Origin of the sequence: Streptomyces sp. HUAS 15-9, assembly GCF_025642155.1 — a bacterium.
In the GTDB taxonomy this organism is placed as follows: Bacteria; Actinomycetota; Actinomycetes; order Streptomycetales; family Streptomycetaceae; genus Streptomyces.
This window is the reverse complement of the sequence record NZ_CP106798.1, coordinates 2137375-2156235: the sequence shown is the minus strand read 5'-3', so window position 1 is coordinate 2156235 and position 18861 is coordinate 2137375. Positions and strand designations below refer to the sequence as shown.

16 protein-coding genes are annotated in these 18861 nt (G+C 70.3%); 8 read left to right on the top strand and 8 right to left on the bottom strand.

Going from position 1 to position 18861, the window contains the following annotated elements; translation table 11 throughout:
- Positions 1-26: 26 nt before the first annotated feature.
- The 4 genes from N8I87_RS09875 to N8I87_RS09860 are packed head-to-tail and all read left to right on the top strand — an operon-like array spanning position 27 to position 5249.
- Positions 27-1664, top strand: a complete 1638-nt coding sequence (locus N8I87_RS09875) for a glycoside hydrolase family 13 protein (protein WP_263207425.1) — start codon at positions 27-29, stop codon at positions 1662-1664.
- Between the two features lie 52 nt (positions 1665-1716).
- Positions 1717-3045: an ABC transporter substrate-binding protein gene (locus N8I87_RS09870; RefSeq protein WP_263207423.1), complete on the top strand. Its 1329-nt coding sequence runs from the start codon at positions 1717-1719 to the stop codon at positions 3043-3045.
- Positions 3046-3051: 6 nt separating this feature from the next.
- The gene (locus tag N8I87_RS09865; RefSeq protein WP_263207421.1) at positions 3052-4413 is read left to right on the top strand and encodes an ABC transporter permease; all 1362 of its coding nucleotides are present in this window, start codon (positions 3052-3054) and stop codon (positions 4411-4413) included.
- Entirely contained in the window at positions 4410-5249 is an 840-nt protein-coding gene (locus N8I87_RS09860; protein WP_263207419.1) for a carbohydrate ABC transporter permease, read from the top strand. Before N8I87_RS09865 ends, N8I87_RS09860 begins: the two co-directional genes overlap by 4 nt.
- Before the next feature lie 263 nt (positions 5250-5512).
- On the opposite strand, the gene pgl is transcribed toward N8I87_RS09860, so the two are convergent.
- From pgl to tkt, 5 genes are read right to left on the bottom strand one after another with little or no spacing between them, the layout of a single operon-like run.
- Positions 5513-6295 (bottom strand): 6-phosphogluconolactonase, encoded by a 783-nt coding sequence (gene pgl / locus N8I87_RS09855; RefSeq protein WP_263207417.1) that lies wholly within the window; start codon positions 6293-6295, stop codon positions 5513-5515.
- Entirely contained in the window at positions 6292-7335 is a 1044-nt protein-coding gene (opcA, locus tag N8I87_RS09850; RefSeq protein WP_263207415.1) for a glucose-6-phosphate dehydrogenase assembly protein OpcA, read from the bottom strand. Before opcA ends, pgl begins: the two co-directional genes overlap by 4 nt.
- On the bottom strand, positions 7332-8855 hold the full coding sequence (zwf, locus tag N8I87_RS09845; RefSeq protein ID WP_263207413.1) for a glucose-6-phosphate dehydrogenase: 1524 nt from the start codon (positions 8853-8855) through the stop codon (positions 7332-7334). Before zwf ends, opcA begins: the two co-directional genes overlap by 4 nt.
- A 4-nt stretch (positions 8856-8859) precedes the next feature.
- On the bottom strand, positions 8860-9978 hold the full coding sequence (gene tal, locus N8I87_RS09840; protein ID WP_263207411.1) for a transaldolase: 1119 nt from the start codon (positions 9976-9978) through the stop codon (positions 8860-8862).
- 33 nt (positions 9979-10011) lie between these two features.
- Complete coding sequence (tkt, locus tag N8I87_RS09835; RefSeq protein WP_263207410.1) at positions 10012-12135, bottom strand: transketolase; 2124 nt, start codon at positions 12133-12135, stop codon at positions 10012-10014.
- A 398-nt stretch (positions 12136-12533) separates the two neighbouring features.
- Between tkt and N8I87_RS09830 the strand changes: the two genes are divergently transcribed.
- The 4 genes from N8I87_RS09830 to N8I87_RS09815 all read left to right on the top strand — a co-directional run bounded on the left by N8I87_RS09830 (position 12534) and on the right by N8I87_RS09815 (position 15945).
- Positions 12534-13520 (top strand): heme o synthase, encoded by a 987-nt coding sequence (locus N8I87_RS09830; protein ID WP_263216370.1) that lies wholly within the window; start codon positions 12534-12536, stop codon positions 13518-13520.
- A 133-nt stretch (positions 13521-13653) separates the two neighbouring features.
- A complete protein-coding gene (locus tag N8I87_RS09825) occupies positions 13654-13986 on the top strand; it encodes a hypothetical protein (protein ID WP_263207408.1) in 333 nt (110 codons plus the stop codon).
- Between the two features lie 96 nt (positions 13987-14082).
- Entirely contained in the window at positions 14083-15189 is a 1107-nt protein-coding gene (locus tag N8I87_RS09820) for an amidohydrolase (protein WP_263207406.1), read from the top strand.
- Between the two features lie 18 nt (positions 15190-15207).
- On the top strand, positions 15208-15945 hold the full coding sequence (locus N8I87_RS09815) for a nucleotidyltransferase domain-containing protein (protein WP_263207404.1): 738 nt from the start codon (positions 15208-15210) through the stop codon (positions 15943-15945).
- Between the two features lie 48 nt (positions 15946-15993).
- Here the strand turns inward: N8I87_RS09815 and N8I87_RS09810 are convergent, their stop codons facing one another.
- The 3 genes from N8I87_RS09810 to N8I87_RS09800 all read right to left on the bottom strand — a co-directional run bounded on the left by N8I87_RS09810 (position 15994) and on the right by N8I87_RS09800 (position 18836).
- Complete coding sequence (locus N8I87_RS09810) at positions 15994-17004, bottom strand: COX15/CtaA family protein (RefSeq protein ID WP_263207402.1); 1011 nt, start codon at positions 17002-17004, stop codon at positions 15994-15996.
- A gap of 49 nt (positions 17005-17053) precedes the next feature.
- The gene (locus tag N8I87_RS09805; RefSeq protein ID WP_263216369.1) at positions 17054-17770 is read right to left on the bottom strand and encodes an ABC transporter permease; all 717 of its coding nucleotides are present in this window, start codon (positions 17768-17770) and stop codon (positions 17054-17056) included.
- 142 nt (positions 17771-17912) lie between these two features.
- Complete coding sequence (locus N8I87_RS09800; protein ID WP_263207401.1) at positions 17913-18836, bottom strand: ABC transporter ATP-binding protein; 924 nt, start codon at positions 18834-18836, stop codon at positions 17913-17915.
- Between the last annotated feature and the right edge of the window lie 25 nt (positions 18837-18861).

Sequence of the window (18861 nt, the reverse complement as noted above, 5' to 3'; positions counted from 1 at the left end):
GCGATACGCCTACCTAACATGCATGTATGTTGAGCAAGTACCGCTGCTGGTGGCGCGACGCAGTGATCTACCAGGTGTACGTCCGCAGCTTCCTGGACAGCACCGGCGACGGCATCGGAGACCTGGCCGGGGTCAGGGCCGGACTGCCGTACCTCAAGAAGCTCGGTGTCGACGGGATCTGGCTGAGCCCGTTCTACCCCTCGCCCCAGCACGACCACGGCTACGACGTCGCCGACTACTGCGGCGTCGACCCGCTCTTCGGCGACCTGGCCGAGTTCGACCTGCTGGTGACCGCCGCGCGGCGGCTCGGCATCAAGGTGCTGCTGGACATCGTCCCCAACCACTGCTCCAGCGAGCACCCGTGGTTCCGCGAGGCGCTCGCCGCCGCGCCCGGCAGCCCGGCCCGCGCCCGCTTCCACTTCGCCGACGGCCGTGGCCCGGACGGCACCGAGCCGCCCAACAACTGGCATGCCATGTTCGGCGGCCCTGCCTGGACCCGGGTCACCGAGGCGGACGGCCGCCCCGGCCAGTGGTACCTGCACATGTTCACGCCGGAACAGCCCGACTGGAACTGGCGCGAGCCCGAGGTCGCCGCCGAGTTCGACCGCGTCCTGCGCTTCTGGCTGGACCGGGGCGTCGACGGCTTCCGCATCGACGTCGCCGCCGGTCTCTACAAGCACCCCGAACTGCCCGACTCCCCGGACCCCGAGGCCGACGCCCGCACCCGCGACTCGGTCAACCCGCTCGCCTGGAACCAGCCCGAGGTGCACGACGTGTGGCGGCACTGGCGCGCGGTGTGCGAGGAGTACACGGCACACGACGGCCGCGAGCGGCTGCTGGTCGGCGAGGTCTCGGTCCCCACGGCCCGTGAACACGCCGAGTACGTCCGCCCGGACGAGCTCCACCAGGCCTTCTTCTTCGACCTGCTCGGTGCTCCCTGGAACGCCGACGCCTTCCGCAAGGTCATCTCCGAGGCCATGCAGGACATAGCCGGCACGGGCTCGACGGTCACCTGGGTCCTCAACAACCACGACCAGGTCCGCACCGTCACCCGCTACGGCGAACCTGCCACCGAGGGCAGCGGCCTCGGCGCCACCCGCGCCCGCGCCGCCGCGCTGCTCATGCTGGCGCTGCCCGGAGCCGCGTACATCTACCAGGGCGAGGAACTGGGCCTGCCCGAGGTCGTCGACCTGCCCGACGACGTGCTCACCGACCCGATCTTCCGCCGCACCGGAAGCCGTGCCCGCATACGCGACGGCTGCCGGGTGCCGCTGCCCTGGTCCGGGCAGGCCTCCCCGTTCGGCTTCACCTCCGGCGCCGAGAGTGCCAAACCGTGGCTGCCGCAGCCGTCGTACTTCGCCGAGTACGCCACTGACCGCGCCCTCGCCGACACCCGCTCCTTCTGGCACCTGTACCGCGACGGACTCCAACTGCGCGCCGCACTGCCCCAGTTGGGCGAAGGCACCCTGCGCTGGCTGGACGCCCCACCCGGCGTGCTCGCCTTCGTCCGCGGCGACGACCTCGTCTGCGCCGTCAACTTCGGTACGGCCCCCACCCCCGCGCCGGTCTCCGGCACACCCCTGTTGTCCAGCGGTCCCTGCCCGGCCGGGGTGCTCCCCGGCTCCACGGCCGCCTGGTGGATCAGCGACGGCACCGACCTCTGATCCCTCCCCGCTCCACCCTCGTCAGTTTCCCACCCCTGAAGGGACATCAACGATGATGCGACGACGTACCACCCTGCTCACCGGCTGCACCGCCCTCGTCCTCGGGCTCGGCGCGACCGCCTGCGGCGGCAGCGGACCGGTCTCCGCGGGCGGCGGCGACAAGGCGCTCAGCGGCCAGACCGTCACCGTGGCCGGCGTCTGGTCCGGCAGCGAGCAGAAGAACTTCCAGAAGGTGCTCGACGCGTTCGCCGCGAAGACGGGCGCCAAGACGCAGTTCGTGTCCACCGGCGACAACGTCTCCACCGTCGTCGGCAGCAAGATAGAGGGCGGCAACGCCCCCGACGTCGTGATGGTCCCGCAGGTCGGCGTGCTCCAGCAGTTCGCGAAGAAGGGCTGGCTGAAGCCGCTGTCCTCGACCACCGAACAGACCGTCGACGCCGACTTCGCGCCCGTGTGGAAGAAGTACGGCAGCGTGGACGGCACCCTCTACGGCCTCTACTTCAAGGCCGCCCACAAGTCGACCGTCTGGTACAGCCCCGACGCGCTCACTCAGGCGGGCGTGAAGCCGCCGACGACCTACGCCGACATGCTGAAGGCCGGCCACACCGTCTCCGACTCCGGCCTCGCCGCGTTCTCCGTCGCCGGGCAGGACGGCTGGACGCTCACCGACTGGTTCGAGAACGTCTACCTGTCCCAGGCCGGACCCGAGAAGTACGACGCCCTCGCCGCCCACAAGCTGAAGTGGACCGACCCGAGCGTGGTCAAGGCGCTCACCACGCTCGGCAAGCTGTTCAAGGACAAGCAGCTGATCGCGGGAGGCCAGAAGGAGGCCCTCAACACCGACTTCCCCGGCTCGGTGGAGAAGGTGTTCGGACCCAAGGCCGAGGCCGGCATGGTCTACGAGGGCGACTTCGTCGCCGGTGTGGCGCACGACCAGTTCGGCAAGGAGATCGGCAAGGACGCGAACTTCTTCCCGTTCCCGGCGGTCGACGGCGGCACCGCGCCCGTGGTCAGCGGCGGCGACGCGGCCGTCGTACTGAAGGACGGCAAGAACGCCAAGGCCGGCATGAAGCTCCTGGAGTACCTCGCGAGCCCCGAGGCCGCGGCCGTCTGGGCCAAGGCCGGCGGCTTCCTGTCCCCGAACAAGAAGCTCGACCTCGCCTCCTACGGCGACGACGTCACCCGCGCGACCGCCAAGTCCCTGATCGAAGCGGGCGATTCGGTCCGCTTCGACATGTCCGACCAGGCACCCGCGGCCTTCGGCGGCACCAAGGGCGCGGGCGAGTGGAAGGTGCTCCAGGACTTCCTGCGCGACCCGTCCGACCCGAAGGGCACCGCGGCACGGCTGGAGTCCGCGGCGACCAAGGCCTACCAGGACTGACCCTCGATGACCGCCACCACGCTCGTACACAAAGAGGCGAGCCCGCCCGCCGCCGGTGCGACCCGCAGGCGTCGCACCCGGCGGCGGGGCCGGATCGTCGCCCTGCTCTTCGTCTTCCCCGCCCTGCTCCTGCTCGGCGCGCTGGTCGTCTACCCGGTGCTGTTCTCCGTCGGACGCAGCTTCTTCGACGCGTCCGGCACCCGGTTCGTCGGCGGCGGCAACTACACCGCGATGTTCCGCGACCCGGCGACCGTCAAGGCCATCCGCAACACCGCCATCTGGGTCGTGGTCGCCCCGGCCCTGCTGACCGGCCTCGGCCTGATCCTGGCCGTCCTGGTGGAGAAGGTCCGCTGGGCCACCGCGTTCAAACTGCTGCTGTTCATGCCGATGGCGGTCTCCTTCCTCGCCGCCGGCATCATCTTCCGGCTCGCCTACGACGAGGACCCGAACAAGGGTGTCCTCAACGCCGCCGTGGTATCGGTGCACGACGCCTTCCAGGGCACGTCGTCGTACCCGACGGCGCGGGCGCGTGACGGACAAGGACTCACCCGGGGCCAGGACGGCTCATACCTGACGGACGCCGCCCTGTCCCCGGGTGACTCGGTGACCCTCGGACTGGTCGGCGTGCTGCCCAAGGACCTGCCCCAGGACGCGTCCCCCGCCTATCCGGCGGCCTCGCACAAGGCGGCCCCCGGCGAACTGCGCGGCGTCGTCTACCTGGACTTCACGCCCGGCGGGGGAGGCAAGCAGGGCAGGGTCGACCCGAAGGAGAGCGGGCTGCCCGGCGTGCAGGTCGAGGCGACACGCGACGGACGGTCCGTGGCAAGCACGACCACGGCATCCGACGGCTCCTTCCGATTCGCCGGGCTCGACGACGGCTCGTACTCGGTGAAGCTGCCCGCCGCCAACTTCGCGCCGCCCTACCAGGGCATCTCCTGGCTCGGCCCGGCCCTCGTCACCCCGGCGATCATCGGGGCGTACCTGTGGATCTGGACCGGCTTCGCGATGGTGCTGATCGGCGCGGGTCTCGCGGCCCTGCCACGGGACGCGCTGGAGGCGGCCCGGATGGACGGCGCGAACGAGTGGCAGATCTTCCGCCGCATCACCGTGCCGCTGCTCGCCCCTGTCCTGACGGTCGTCTTCGTGACCCTCGTCATCAACGTGATGAAGGTCTTCGACCTCGTCTACATCATCGCGCCCGGCCCGGTGCAGGAGGACGCCACGGTGCTCGCGACGCAGATGTGGCTGGTGTCCTTCGGCGGCGGCAACAACCAGGGTCTCGGCAGCGCGCTCGGTGTGCTGCTCCTGCTCCTGGTGATCCCCGCGATGGTCTTCAACGTCCGCCGTTTCCGAAGGAGTCAGCGATGAACGCGATCAGGCGCGGCCTGGGCAACGGCCTGGTCCAGGCGTTCCTCGTGGTGATCGGCCTGGTCTGGCTGACGCCGCTGGCGGGGCTGTTCGTCTCCTCGATGCGGTCGGCGCAGGACACGGCCAAGGGCGGCTGGTGGACGGCCCTGGCGAGCCCCGGGCAACTGTCCTTCGACAACTACTCGGCGCTGCTGAAGAACTCCGGTATGACACAGGCGTTCTGGAACACCGTGCTGATCTCGGTGCCGGCCACGACCCTGGTCGTCGTCATCGCGGCGCTCGCCGGATACGCCTTCGCCTGGCTGGACTTCCCCTGCCGCGAGCCGCTCTTCCTGCTGGTGGTGGCCCTGTTGGTGGTGCCGGTCCAGATCGGTCTGCTGCCGGTCGCCAAACTCTTCGGACAACTGGGCCTGTTCGGCACGATTCCCGGCGTCGTGCTCTTCCACGTCGCCTACGGCCTTCCCTTCGCGGTGTTCCTCCTGCGCAACTACTTCGCCGAGATGCCGAAGGAGATGCTGGAGGCGGCACGCATGGACGGCGGCAGCGAATGGCGCATCTTCACCCGCCTGGTGCTACCGGTGGGCCGCCCGGCCATCGCCAGCCTCGCCATCTTCCAGTTCCTGTGGGTCTGGAACGACATGCTGGTGGCCCTGCTCTTCGCCGACAGCTCCTCGCAGCCGCTGACGGTGCAACTCCAGTCACAGATCCGCCAGTTCGGCAGCAACATCGACGTCCTGGCGCCCGGGGCGTTCCTGTCCCTGATCGTGCCGGTGGTGGTGTTCTTCGCGTTCCAGCGGCACTTTGTGCAGGGGGTGATGGCGGGGTCGGTGAAGTAGTTTCCTCGCCCCCGCCGCCCTTACCCGTTCCCATCCCAGGGGCTCCGCCCCTTCGACCCCGCCAAGGGGCTCCGCCCCCAGGACCCCCATCGGCCTGAACGGCCTCGTCCTTAAACGCCGGACGGGCTGAGATGCCTGTCGGTCACCTTTTGGCCTACCGAGTCGGGATGGGGGTCCCCCGCGCGAGCGAAGCCGAGCGTGGGGGAGGGTGGGCATAGGCCGGGGGTCCAGGGGGCGGAGCCCCCTGGGACGGTTACCGGGGCCTACGGTGACGCCGGCGGATACAGCGAGCGCGGCAGCTGCGCAGCTGCCGCCGCGTCCAGGAGCCACAGGGTGCGGCGGCGGCCGTACGCGCCTGCCGCCGGAGCCTGGATCTCGCCCGCGCCCGACAGGGCGATCGCCACGGCGTTCGCCTTGTCCTCGCCGGCCGCCAGGAGCCACACCTCACGGGCCGACCGGATCGCCGGGAGGGTGAAGGAGACACGGGTCGGCGGGGGCTTGGGGGCGCCGTGGACGCCGACCACCGTGCGCTCCGTCTCCCGTACCGCGGGCAGTTCCGGGAAGAGCGAGGCCACGTGCGTGTCCGGGCCGACGCCGAGGAGCAGGACGTCGAAGGTCGGCACGAGCCCGTGGTTCTCCGGACCGGCCGCGCGGGCCAGCTCCTCCGCGTGACCGGCCGCGGCCGCGTCCACGTCGGCGCCGTACGGACCGTCCGACGCGGGCATGGGGTGCACGCGCTTCGGGTCCAGCGGTACGGCGTCCAGGAGTGCCTCGCGGGCCTGGGTGACGTTGCGCTCCGGGTCGCCCTCCGGGAGGAAGCGCTCGTCGCCCCACCAGATGTCCAGGTGGCCCCAGTCGATGGCGTCCCGGGCGGGGGCGGCCGCCAGGGCGGCCAGCAGCCCGTTGCCGTTGCGGCCGCCGGTGAGCACCACGGACGCGGAGCCGCGCGAGGACTGCGCGTCCACGATCTTGGTGATCAGCCGGGCCGCGGCGGCCTGCGCCATCAGATCCTTGTCGCGGTGCACGACCAGCTGCGGGGTGCTCACTTCGCCGCCTTCTTCGCGGAAGCCGGAGCCGAAGCCGCAGCCGTGGACTTCTTGGCGGGCGTCTTCTTCGCGGGTTCCGCGGCGGCCTCGTCGACGGGAGACTCGGCGAGCGTCTGACAGGTCAGCCGGTCCACGCCGTAGCGCAGGGCCGAGGCGTAGGTGTCGTCCGGGTCGAGCCGGCGCAGCTCCTCCGCGATCAGCTCGGCCGTCTCACGGCGCTTGAGCGCCACCGCACGGTCGGGCTGGCCCTCGATGGACAGCGTGGCCAGCGAACCGTCCGCGCGATCCAGGGCGATCGGGCCCTGACTGGTGTCCATACGGACCGCCGTGAGACCGGGACCGGAGGACAGCGACCGCTTGACGGGTACGTCCAGCCGGTCGGCCAGCCACATCGCGAGCAGCTCGCAGCTCGGGTTGAACTCCTCGCCCTCCACCTCGACGGCCTTCACCTCGCACAGGACCTGGTCCAGGGCCGCCGCCAGCATCGAGCGCCAGGGCGTGATGCGGGTCCAGGACAGATCCGTGTCGCCGGGCGTGTACGCGTCGGCACGGGCGGACAGCTCCCGTACCGGCTGCTCGGCCGCGTAGGTGTCGGTGACCCGGCGCTGCGCCAGGGCGCCCAGCGGGTCCTTGGCCGGGTCCAGCGGGGCGTTCACCGGCCACCAGACGACGACCGGGGCGTCCGGCAGCAGCAGCGGCAGGACGACCGAGTCGGCGTGGTCGGACACCTCGCCGTACAGCCGCAGCACCACCGTCTCGCCGGTGCCCGCGTCCGCGCCCACCCGTACCTCGGCGTCCAGCCGGGACGACGTACGGTCGCGGGGGGAGCGGGAGACGCGCTTGATGACCACCAGCGTGCGCGAGGGGTGCTCGCGCGAGGCGTCGTTGGCGGCCTTGAGGGCGTCGTAGGCGTTCTCCTCGTCGGTGACGATGACGAGGGTCAGGACCATGCCCACGGCCGGGGTGCCGATGGCGCGGCGGCCCCGCACCAGCGCCTTGTTGATCTTGCTGGCCGTGGTGTCCGTGAGGTCTATCTTCATGGCCGGCGCCAGCTCCGTCCGTCTCGTGCGAGCATCTCGTCGGCCTCCGCGGGACCCCATGTGCCCGACGGGTACTGCGCGGGCCTGCCGTGCTTGTCCCAGTACTCCTCGATCGGGTCGAGGATCTTCCAGGACAGCTCGACCTCCTCCGTGCGCGGGAAGAGGTTGGCGTCACCGAGCAGCACGTCCAGGATGAGGCGCTCGTACGCCTCCGGGCTGGACTCCGTGAAGGACTCGCCGTAGGCGAAGTCCATGGACACGTCCCGGATCTCCATGGAGGTGCCCGGCACCTTGGAGCCGAAGCGGACCGTGATGCCCTCGTCGGGCTGGACGCGGATGACGACCGCGTTCTGCCCGAGCTCCTCGGTGGCCGTGTGGTCGAAGGGGGAGTGCGGGGCCCGCTGGAAGACGACCGCGATCTCGGTGACCCGGCGGCCCAGGCGCTTGCCGGTACGCAGATAGAAGGGGACGCCCGCCCAGCGGCGGTTGTCGACCTCCAGCTTGATCGCGGCGTAGGTGTCGGTCTTCGACTTGCCGTCGATGCCCTCTTCCTGCAGATAGCCGATGACCTTCTCGCCGCCCTGCCAGCCCGCCGCGTACTGCCCGCGGACGGTGCTGCGGCCCAGGTCCTTCGGCAGCCGTACCGCGCCGAGCACCTTGGTCTTCTCCGCGGCCAGCGCGTCCGCGTCGAAGGAGGCGGGCTCCTCCATCGCGGTCAGCGCCATCAGCTGGAGCAGATGGTTCTGGATGACGTCACGGGCGGCGCCGATGCCGTCGTAGTAGCCGGCCCGGCCGCCGATGCCGATGTCCTCGGCCATGGTGATCTGCACGTGGTCCACGAAGGACCGGTTCCAGATCGGCTCGAACATGGTGTTGGCGAAGCGCAGCGCCAGGATGTTCTGGACGGTCTCCTTGCCGAGGTAGTGGTCGATCCGGAACACCTGGTCCGGCTCGAACACCTCGTGCACGACCTTGTTGAGCGCCTCGGCCGACTTCAGGTCGTGGCCGAAGGGCTTCTCGATGACGGCGCGCCGCCAGGAGCCGCCCTCCTGGTCGGCCAGGCCGTGCTTCTTCAGCTGCTGGATGACCACGGGGAAGGAACGCGGAGGCACGGACAGATAGAAGGCGAAGTTGCCGCCCGTGCCCTGTGCCTTGTCCAGCTCGTCGATGGTGGCGCGCAGCCGCTCGAACGCGTCGTCGTCGTCGAAGGTGCCCTGGACGAAGCGCATCCCCTGGATGAGCTGCTGCCAGACCTCCTCACGGAACGGCGTGCGGGCGTGCTCCTTGACGGCGTCGTGGACCTCCTGCGCGAAGTCCTCGTTCGCCCACTCGCGGCGGGCGAACCCGACCAGCGAGAAACCCGGCGGAAGCAGACCACGGTTCGCGAGGTCGTACACGGCGGGCATCAGCTTTTTACGTGACAAATCGCCGGTGACGCCGAAAATGACCAGGCCCGACGGCCCCGCGATACGCGGGAGCCGTCGGTCTGCGGGGTCACGCAGCGGGTTGCTGCTCGACAAGGTTTCAGCCCTCCGAGGGGGCGAGGCGCTCCAGGACGGCCTCGGTCGACTTCAGCAGGTCGTTCCAGGACGCCGCGAACTTCTCGACGCCCTCGTCCTCCAGGACCTGGACCACGTCGTCGTACGAGATCCCGAGCTTCTCCACCGCGTCGATCTCGGCGCGGGCCTGCTCGTAGGTGCCGCCGACGGCGTCGCCGCGGATCTCACCGTGGTCGGCGACCGCGTCCAGGGTGGCCTCCGGCATGGTGTTGACCGTGTTCGGCGCCACCAGGTCGTCGACGTACATCGTGTCCTTGTACGCCGGGTCCTTGACACCGGTCGAGGCCCACAGCGGGCGCTGCTTGCGGGCGCCCGCGTTCTCCAGCGCGTTCCAGCGGTCCGAGGAGAAGACCTCCTCGTACGCCTGGTAGGCGAGGCGCGCGTTGGCGACGGCGGCCTTGCCGCGCAGCGCCTTGGCCTCGGGGGTGCCCAGCGCGTCCAGGCGCTTGTCGATCTCGGTGTCCACACGGGACACGAAGAAGGACGCCACGGAACGGATCAGCGAGAGGTCGAGGCCGCGCTCCTTCGCCTTCTCCAGACCGGCGAGGTAGGCGTCCATGACCTCGCGGTAGCGCTCCAGCGAGAAGATCAGCGTCACGTTGACGCTGATGCCCAGGCCGATGACCTCGGTGATCGCCGGCAGACCCGCCTTGGTTGCCGGGATCTTGATGAGCGTGTTGGGGCGGTCGACCAGCCAGGCCAGCTGCTTGGCCTCGGCGACCGTCGCCTTCGCGTTGTGCGCCAGACGCGGGTCGACCTCGATCGACACACGGCCGTCCTGACCCTCGGTGGCGTCGAAGACGGGACGCAGGATGTCGGCGGCGTCACGGACGTCGGCCGTGGTGATCATGCGGATGGCCTCTTCGACGGTCACCTTGCGGGCGGCGAGGTCCGCGACCTGCTGCTCGTAGCCGTCGCCCGAGGAGATCGCCTTCTGGAAGATCGTCGGGTTGGTGGTGACGCCCACGACGTGCTGCTCGTCGATCAGCTCGGCGAGGTTGCCGGACGTGATCCGCTTGCGCGACAGGTCGTCCAGCCAGATCGCGACGCCTTCGTCGGAGAGGCGCTTGAGTGCGTCTGTCATGGAATTACATCTCCTACGTGTCGTATATGAGCGTCAGCGCTGGGCGGCGGTGAGGGATTCCCGGGCCTTGGCGATCGATTCCTTCGCCTCGGCGGCGACGTGCTCGGCAGTGAAGCCGAACTCCCGGAAGAGGACCTTGCCGTCGGCGGAAGCACCGAAGTGCTCCAGGGAAACGATGCGGCCCGCGTCCCCGACGTACTTGTGCCAGGTGAGACCGATACCCGCCTCGACCGAGACACGCGCCCGCACGGACGGCGGGAGCACCGAGTCCCGGTACCCCTGGTCCTGCTCCTCGAACCACTCCACCGACGGCATGGACACCACGCGCGTGGGCACCCCGTCGGCCTGGAGCTGCTCGCGCGCCTCGACGGCCACGTGCACCTCGGAACCGGTGGCGATCAGGATGACCTGCGGCGCTGCGCTCTGCCCTTCGGGCCCTTCGGCCTCGAACAGGACGTAACCACCGCGCGCGGCATCGTCGTTGGGCTCGTACACCGGCACGCCCTGACGGGTCAGCGCGAGGCCGTGCGGAGCGCCCTTGCCGAACTCCTTGGTGTAGCGGCCGAGGATCTCGCGCCAGGCGATCGCGGTCTCGTTGGCGTCCGCCGGGCGGACGATGTTCAGACCGGGGATGGCGCGCAGCGAGGCCAGGTGCTCGACCGGCTGGTGGGTCGGGCCGTCCTCGCCGAGACCGATGGAGTCGTGGGTCCACACGAACGTCACCGGCAGGTGCATCAGGGCCGACAGACGCACCGCGTTGCGCATGTAGTCGGAGAAGACGAGGAAGGTACCGCCGTAGATACGGGTGTTGCCGTGCAGGGCGATGCCGTTCATCTCCGCGCCCATGGCGTGCTCGCGGATGCCGAAGTGGATCGTGCGGCCGTAGGGGTTCGCCTCCGGCAGCGGGTTGTCCACCGGCAGGAACGAGCTGTCCTTGTCGATGGTCGTGTTGTTCGACCCGGCGAGGTCGGCGGAGCCGCCCCACAGCTCGGGGATCACCGCGCCGAGCGCCTGCAGCACCTTGCCGGAGGCGGCGCGGGTCGCGATGCCCTTGCCCGGCTCGAAGACCGGGAGCTTCTCCTCCCAGCCGGTGGGCAGTTCGCCCTTGCTGATCCGGTCGAACTCGGCGGCACGCTCGGCGTTGCCGTCGCGCCAGAGCTGGAAGGACTTCTCCCACTCGGCCTTCGCCTGGGCACCCCGGTCGAGGGCCTGGCGGGTGTGGCCGATGACCTCGTCGGAGACCTCGAAGGTCTTCGCCGGGTCGAAGCCGAGGACGCGCTTGGTGGCCGCGACCTCGTCGTCGCCGAGCGCCGAGCCGTGCGCGGCCTCGGTGTTCTGCGCGTTCGGGGCGGGCCAGGCGATGATCGAGCGCATGGCGATGAAGGACGGCTTGTCCGTGACCTTCTTCGCGGCCTCGATCGCGTTGTAGATGGCGTGCGGGTCCAGGTCGCCGTCCGGCTTCGGGGCGATGCGCTGCACGTGCCAGCCGTACGCCTCGTACCGCTTGACGGTGTCCTCGGACACGGCCGTCTCGGTGTCGCCCTCGATCGAGATGTGGTTGTCGTCCCACAGCAGGATCAGATTGCCGAGCTCCTGGTGACCGGCCAGCGAGGACGCCTCGGCGGAGATGCCCTCCTGGAGGCAGCCGTCACCCGCGATGACGTACACGAAGTGGTCGAAGGGGGACTCACCCTGCGGGGCGTCCGGGTCGAACAGACCGCGCTCGTAACGGGCGGCCATGGCCATGCCCACCGCGTTGGCGACACCCTGGCCGAGCGGGCCGGTCGTCGTCTCGACGCCCTTGGTGTGCCCGTACTCCGGGTGGCCCGGGGTCTTCGAGCCCCAGGTGCGGAAGGACTTCAGGTCGTCCAGCTCCAGGCCGAAGCCGGCCAGGTAGAGCTGTGTGTAGAGGGTCAGGGACGAGTGGCCGGCGGACAGCACGAAACGGTCGCGCCCGACCCACTCGGGATCGGCCGGGTCGTGTCGCATCACCTTCTGGAAGAGGGTGTAGGCGGCCGGAGCCAGGCTCATCGCCGTACCGGGATGGCCGTTGCCGACCTTCTGTACGGCGTCTGCGGCCAGGACGCGGGCGGTGTCCACGGCCCGCTGGTCCAGCTCGGTCCACTCGAGGTCTGTGGTGGTCGGCTTGGTGCTCACCCTGAGTCAGGGCTCCTCTCCACAAGTCGGTCGCCGGTCTTCCGGGCGCGCGCCCACCGGCTGCCGGTGCACTGGGTGCCCACCGGCCTTTGCTGAGCCTACCCCCGTGAAGACGTGCATTTTTTCGAGCCATTCCAGACTGCCGGGCCTTACGGGGATCCGCCTCCCGGCCAATTCGGATCGCATTCGGCACATGAATACGGAGCCGCTCATCTGACTGCTCAATCGAGCCTCAGTACGACCGATGAGCAGGCCCCTGAGCGGCCGGAGAACGGCCCCTGCCAACACGACCCACCCCCGCGAAGGTCGGCGTATGGGCAACGTCTACAGTGGCGTGGTACGCGCGAGCCTTTACCCGGACTTCACACGGGAGGCTCGCTGGGATGTCTCTGTCAGGGGTGTGCGTGACGGCCGTCGAATCCCGTCCAGCGGGTGGGGGCACCTCCCACGTCTTTCGGGCTGTGGGGGAGCTCGGTGCGAGCCCGAAGCCGAGCCACCGGCCGTTCGGGGCCCGTGCGAAGGCTTTCGTGGCGCTGACCAAGCCGCGGATCATCGAACTGCTGCTGATCACCACCGTTCCGGTGATGTTCCTCGCGCAGCAGGGCGTGCCGGATCTCGGCCTGGTGCTGGTCACCTGCATCGGCGGTTACCTCTCCGCGGGCGGCGCCAACGCGCTGAACATGTACATCGACCGTGACATCGACGCGGTCATGGACCGTACGTCGCAGCGTCCACTGGTGACGGGCGTGGTCAGCCCGCGCGAGTGCCTCGCCTTCGGCATCACGCTGGCCGTCGTCTCGACGCTGCTGTTCGGGTTCGCGGTCAACTGGCTGTCCGCCTGGCTGTCGCTCGGAGCGCTCCTCTTCTACGTCGTCGTCTACACGATGATCCTCAAACGACGTACGTCGCAGAACATCGTGTGGGGCGGCATCGCCGGCTGCATGCCGGTGCTGATCGGCTGGTCGTCCGTCACGAACTCCATGTCGTGGGCGCCGGTCGTCCTCTTCCTGGTGATGTTCTTCTGGACGCCGCCGCACTACTGGCCGCTGTCGATGAAGGTGAAGGACGACTACGCGCGCGCGGGCGTGCCGATGCTGCCGGTCATCGCCTCCAACAAGGTCGTCGCCAGGCAGATCGTGATCTACAGCTGGGTGATGGTCGCCGTCTCGCTGACACTGACCCCGCTCGGCTACACCGGCTGGTTCTACATGGTGGTCGCGCTGACCGCGGGCGGCTGGTGGCTCTGGGAGGCGCACGCCCTGCAGAACCGCGCGAAGGCCGAGGTGACGGGCGTGAAGCTGAAGGAGATGCGGCTGTTCCACTGGTCCATCACCTATGTGTCGCTGCTGTTCGTCGCGGTGGCGGTGGACCCCTTCCTGCAGTAGCCGCACCTCTTGCCTCTTCGACGGGTGATGGGGGTCCCCCCTGCTCGAGCGGAGCCGAGAGCTTGGGGGACGTGGTCAAGGCCACGCACCCCGCCCGTCGCCGTTTGATCTACCCGTCGGTAGCATCGTGACCATGGCAGACACGCAGCAGGTTGACTCGAAGGCCGAGCGCAAGGTGGCGCGGCTCGCGCAGCGGATCAGCGCCTTCTCCAAGGCGCACGGCGGTGCCGAGGGCCAGGTGGCCTACATCGGTGAGCGTGGCGCCCGGATCGTGCTCGTCGGCGAGGACGGCGGCTGGGGCGACCTGGTGGCGCCCTCGTACGAGATCGCCGAGAAGGCCGTGCAGAAGTCCGGGATCACCGTCCACGAGGCGTTCGACGGCGAGTTCGCCGCCAAGGTGAAGACGGGCCCCTACGAGTGGAAGCGGATGGCCGGAATCCAGCTCGGCGGTCCGAGCAACGGCTGAGGCGCCGGAACACCCGGAGCTTCGAGCAACACCTGACACCCGGTTCACCCGTTAGGACCTTCGAGAGGACGAGGTCCAGTCACACGGGGAGCCCGGATGATCGAAACACCGTCCCTGGTGGACCAGTACTGCCACGGCGTACTGAGGACGGAGCTGGGACTCGGCACGTTCGAGGCCCAGCTCGCCCGGACCGAGGGGCCGCCCGCCCCCGGTACCACGCTGTTCGACACCCAGACGGGCTTCGCCGTACGCCGCTGGTGCCCCCCGCTGCTCGGCCTGGAGCCGCACTGCCCGCCCGCCCGCTATCTCGCCCGGCGCCGTGAACTGGGCGTGGCGGAGGTGGGCCGACGGCTGCTGCGCGGCAGCGGGATCACGACCTATCTGGTCGACACGGGCCTGCCCGGGGACCTCACCGGCCCCGCCGAGATGGCCTCCGCCGGTGACGCCGAGGCGCGCGAGATCGTGCGCCTGGAACTCCTCGCCGAGCAGGTCGCCGACACCTCCGGGACGGTCGAGTCGTTCCTCGCCAACCTCGCCGAGTCGGTGCACGGGGCCGCCGCCAACGCCGTCGCCTTCACCTCCGTCGCGGGGGTGCGGCACGGGCTCGCGCTGGCGCCCGAGCCGCCCGGGCCCGGGGAGGTGCGGGGAGCGGCGGGCCGCTGGCTGGCGGGGCGCCGGGTCGGCGGCGAGCTGAGCGACCCGGTCCTGCTCAGGCATCTGCTGTGGATCGCGGTCGCCTCGGGACTGCCGCTCCAGCTGCACGCCGGTCTCGCGGAGCCGGGGGCGCGCATCGACCGTACGGACCCGGTGCTGCTGACCGACTTCGTGCGGGCCACCGCGGGCCTGGGCACGGACCTGGTCCTGCTGCACGGCTACCCGTACCACCGCCACGCCGCCCACCTCGCCGGTGTCTTCCCGCATGTGTTCGCCGACTCGGGCGCCGCGCTCGTCCGCACCGGCGCCCGCGCGGCGACGATCCTCGCCGAGATCCTGGAACTGGCCCCGTTCGGCAAGATCCTCTTCTCCAGCGGAGCACATGGCCTGCCGGAACTGCACGTGGTGGGCGCGCGGTTGTTCCAGGAGGCGCTGGGCCGGGTGCTGGGCGGCTGGGTCGCCGAGGGCGCCTGGTCACTGACGGACGCCCAACGCGTGGCCCACCTGGTCGCGGCCGGAAATGCCCGGCGGGTGTACGGGGTGGACTGAGCTGTACAGACTGGGCGGATGCAGACCGAGGTCTTACTCGACCGGTTCCTCGCGAGCCTCGTGCCGCTCGCTCCCGTCGCCGTCTGGGCACACGGTTCCCTCGCCGGGGGCGACTACCAGGAGGGCCGCAGCGATCTGGACCTCATCGCGGTGCTGGAGCGCCCCCCGACCCTGAGCACCGTACGCAAGGTCGTCACCCTGCACCGCGCCCTGCGCGTCGGGCCGCTCGCCGCCAAGCTGCACTGCAGCTACATGAGCGCGGACAGGCTCGACGACATCGGCCACAAGCATCCGACCTGGGCGCACGACCATGTCCTGCGGCGCACGGTCACCCCGGTCACCCGGCGCGAGCTGCACGCCTTCGGGCGGGTGCTGCACGGACGGCCCCCGGCCGGCCTGCTGCCACCCGTGTCCGACCGGGAGCTGAGCGACTTCGTCGTGCGCGACCAGCGGGATTACTGGCGGCCCGCCGTCGACAGGGCCCGTCTGTGGAAGCAGGACATCTGGGTCGACCTGGGACTGGTGACCTTCGCCCGCGCGACCGTCACCCTGCGCGAGGGCCGGCTGATCTCCAAGCGGGAGTCCCTCGACCTGCTGCCCGGCCTCGGCGCGCCCGCCGAGGTGGTCGAGGACATCAGGCGCCGCAGATACTCGGACCCGCTGCCCCCGGCCCCGGAGTGGACGGCCCGCCGCAGCGAGCTGACCCGGCGCTACCTGGGACCGGCCATCGACGCACTCGTGACGGCGTACGGATGACGCATGACGGCGTACGGACGACTCACGCGCGCGTGCCGGTCGGTCGGCTCACGCGTGCGTGCCGATCGGTGTCTCTGTCGTGGGGCCGGGCAGGGCCGCCGTCACGTCGGGACGCTCGCGCAGTGACAGCAGTACGCGCAGTACCCAGATCCACATCACGGACGAGCCCAGCATGTGCAGGGCGACCAAGGCCTCGGGCAGATGCGTGAAGTACTGGACATAGCCGAGCGCGCCCTGGGCCAGCAGTACGACGAACAGCTCCCGGGTCCGATTCAGCGGACCCTTGGGCGCGTCCACCGCCTTCAGGACGAACCACAGCGCGAAGGTCAGTGTCACCACGATCCACGCGAGCACCGCGTGCAGCTTGGCGACCGTCTCCCAGTCGATCGGGATCCGGTCGACCTCGCTGGAGTCACCCGCGTGCGGGCCGGCCCCGGTGACCACCGTGCCGACGGCGATGAGCAGGACGGACGCGGCGACCAGGAACCACACCAGCTGCTGGACCGCCTTGCCGACCAGCGGACGCGGCGCCCCGTCGCCCTCCCGGGTGCGCTGCCACATCACCGTGGCGACGGCCATGAGCGCCGTCGAGAGCAGGAAGTGGGCCGCGACCGTGTACGGGTTGAGGCCGACCAGGACCACGATCCCGCCGAGCACCGCGTTGCCCATGACGACCCAGAACTGGGCCCATCCGAGCCGGGTCAGGCCGCGCCGCCACGGCTTCTGGGAGCGCGCGGCGATGATCGCCCAGCCGACGGCCGCGCACAGCACGTACGTCAGCATGCGGTTGCCGAACTCGATGGCTCCGTGGAGGCCCATCGCGCCGGTGGTGGTGAGCGAGTCGTCGGTGCAGGTGGGCCAGGTCGGGCAGCCCAGGCCCGAGCCGGTCAGCCGTACCGCACCGCCGGTGACCACGATGATCACCCCCATGACGAGGGCGGCGAGGGCCGCCCGCTGGACCGTCCGCGGGTGCGGGGTCCAGCGTTCGGCGATGAAGGCGAGCGGGTTGCGCAGGGCCGCCTGGGCGTCGGTGCGGGTCAGCTTTGGCACGGGCACCATCGTAGGCGCCCGCTTGTGCACTCTTTCACGAGGGTCACCCCCCAGTGGGTCACTCCCAGCGGAACAGTTTTCCGGCCGCCGCGAGGCCCACGACCGCCCACACGGCGAGGATTCCCAGGTCGCCCCAGGGCATTCCGGCCCCGTGCTGGAGCACGTCCCGCAGTCCGTCCGACAGCGCGGAGATGGGCAGCAGACCGAGCACGTCCTGGGCGGCCGACGGGAACTTGTCCAGCGGGACGATGACCCCACCGCCGACGAGCAGCAGCAGGAAGACCAGGTTGGCGGCGGCCAGCGTGGCCTCCGCCTTGAGCGTGCCGGCCATCAGCAGACCGAGCCCGGAGAACGCGGCCGTTCCCAGGACCAGCAGGAGCAGGACGGCGAGAGGGTTGCCGTGCGGCGACCAGCCCAGCGCGAGGGCGATCACTGTCAGCAGAATCACCTGGAGGACCTCCGTGACCAGCACGGACGCCGTCTTCGCGGCCATCAGGCCCCAGCGGGGCAGCGGGGACGAGGCCAGCCGCTTCAGCACGTCGTAGCGGCGCTCGAAGCCGGTCGCGATGGCCTGGCCGGTGAAGGCGGTGGACATCACGGCGAGGGCGAGGATGCCGGGGGCCAGGAAGTCGACGGCCTTGCCGGCGCCCGTGTCGACGATGTCCACGGAGCTGAAGAGCGCGAGGAGCAGCGTCGGGATCACGACCGTCAGCAGCAGCTGCTCGCCGTTGCGCAGCAGCATCCTGGTCTCCAGCGCCGACTGGGCCGCGATCATGCGGGTCAGCGGGGCCGCGCCGGGCTTGGGGGTGTAGGCACCCACGGTGGTCACGAGCGCAGCTCCTTGCCTGTGAGCTCCAGGCTGTGTCTTCCCGGGGGGCAACCCCCGGACCCCCGGCAGAGGGCCTTGTTGGCTGGAATCACGAGCGCAGCTCCTTGCCTGTGAGCTCCAGAAAAACGTCTTCGAGGGTGTGCCGCTCGACCGAGATCCGGTCCGGCATCACGCCGTGCTGGGCGCACCACGAGGTCACCGTGGCGAGCAGTTGGGGATCGACCTTGCCGACCACCCGGTAGCTGCCCGGGGTCAGCTCGGCGGCCGTGCAGTCGGCGGGCAGCGCCTTGAGCAGGGAGCCCACGTCGAGGCCGGGACGGCCGGTGAAGCGCAGGGTGTTCTCTGCGCCGCCGCGGCACAGTTCCTCGGGGGCACCCTGGGCGATCACCCGGCCCGTGTCGATGATCGCGACGTCGTCGGCGAGTTGCTCGGCCTCTTCCATGTAGTGGGTGGTGAGGATCACGGAGACGCCGTCGGCGCGCAGGTCCCGCACCAGGTCCCAGGTGGCCCGGCGGGCCTGCGGGTCCAGGCCGGCCGTCGGCTCGTCCAGGAACACCAGCTCCGGCCGCCCCACGACGGCCATGGCGAGCGCGAGCCGCTGCTGCTGTCCGCCCGACAGGCGCCGGTAGGAGGTCCGGCCGCAGCTGCCGAGGCCCAGCCGTTCCATCAGCGCATCCACGTCCAGCGGATGCGCGTGCAGTCTGGCCACGTGGCGCAGCATCTCGTCGGCCCGCGCGCCCGAGTAGACGCCGCCGGACTGCAGCATCACGCCGACGCGTGGGCGCAGCTCGGCGGACTGCCGGACCGGGTCGAGGCCCAGGACGCGCACCGTGCCGGCATCCGGCTTCCGGTACCCCTCGCAGGTCTCGACCGTGGTCGTCTTTCCCGCCCCGTTGGGGCCGAGTACGGCGGTCACTCCCGCCTTGGCCACCAGGTCGAGGCCGTTCACCGCGGTCTTTGTGCCGTACCGCTTCACCAGGGCCTGGACCTGGACCACGGGCTCACTTCGCATGGGTCCAGAGTCTAGGTAGGTGCCG

What these genes read in the sequence shown, in the direction of transcription:
- N8I87_RS09875 (WP_263207425.1), top strand. Translation starts at nt 27, where the DNA reads ATGTTGAGCAAGTACCGCTGCTGGTGGCGCGACGCAGTGATCTACCAG.
- N8I87_RS09815 (WP_263207404.1), top strand. Translation starts at nt 15,208, where the DNA reads ATGCAGACCGAGGTCTTACTCGACCGGTTCCTCGCGAGCCTCGTGCCG.
- N8I87_RS09870 (WP_263207423.1), top strand. Translation starts at nt 1,717, where the DNA reads ATGATGCGACGACGTACCACCCTGCTCACCGGCTGCACCGCCCTCGTC.
- N8I87_RS09800 (WP_263207401.1), bottom strand. Translation starts at nt 18,836, where the DNA reads ATGCGAAGTGAGCCCGTGGTCCAGGTCCAGGCCCTGGTGAAGCGGTAC.
- tal (WP_263207411.1), bottom strand. Translation starts at nt 9,978, where the DNA reads ATGACAGACGCACTCAAGCGCCTCTCCGACGAAGGCGTCGCGATCTGG.
- N8I87_RS09865 (WP_263207421.1), top strand. Translation starts at nt 3,052, where the DNA reads ATGACCGCCACCACGCTCGTACACAAAGAGGCGAGCCCGCCCGCCGCC.
- N8I87_RS09820 (WP_263207406.1), top strand. Translation starts at nt 14,083, where the DNA reads ATGATCGAAACACCGTCCCTGGTGGACCAGTACTGCCACGGCGTACTG.
- opcA (WP_263207415.1), bottom strand. Translation starts at nt 7,335, where the DNA reads ATGAAGATAGACCTCACGGACACCACGGCCAGCAAGATCAACAAGGCG.
- N8I87_RS09860 (WP_263207419.1), top strand. Translation starts at nt 4,410, where the DNA reads ATGAACGCGATCAGGCGCGGCCTGGGCAACGGCCTGGTCCAGGCGTTC.
- N8I87_RS09810 (WP_263207402.1), bottom strand. Translation starts at nt 17,004, where the DNA reads ATGGTGCCCGTGCCAAAGCTGACCCGCACCGACGCCCAGGCGGCCCTG.
- N8I87_RS09805 (WP_263216369.1), bottom strand. Translation starts at nt 17,770, where the DNA reads ATGATCGCGGCCCAGTCGGCGCTGGAGACCAGGATGCTGCTGCGCAAC.
- N8I87_RS09825 (WP_263207408.1), top strand. Translation starts at nt 13,654, where the DNA reads ATGGCAGACACGCAGCAGGTTGACTCGAAGGCCGAGCGCAAGGTGGCG.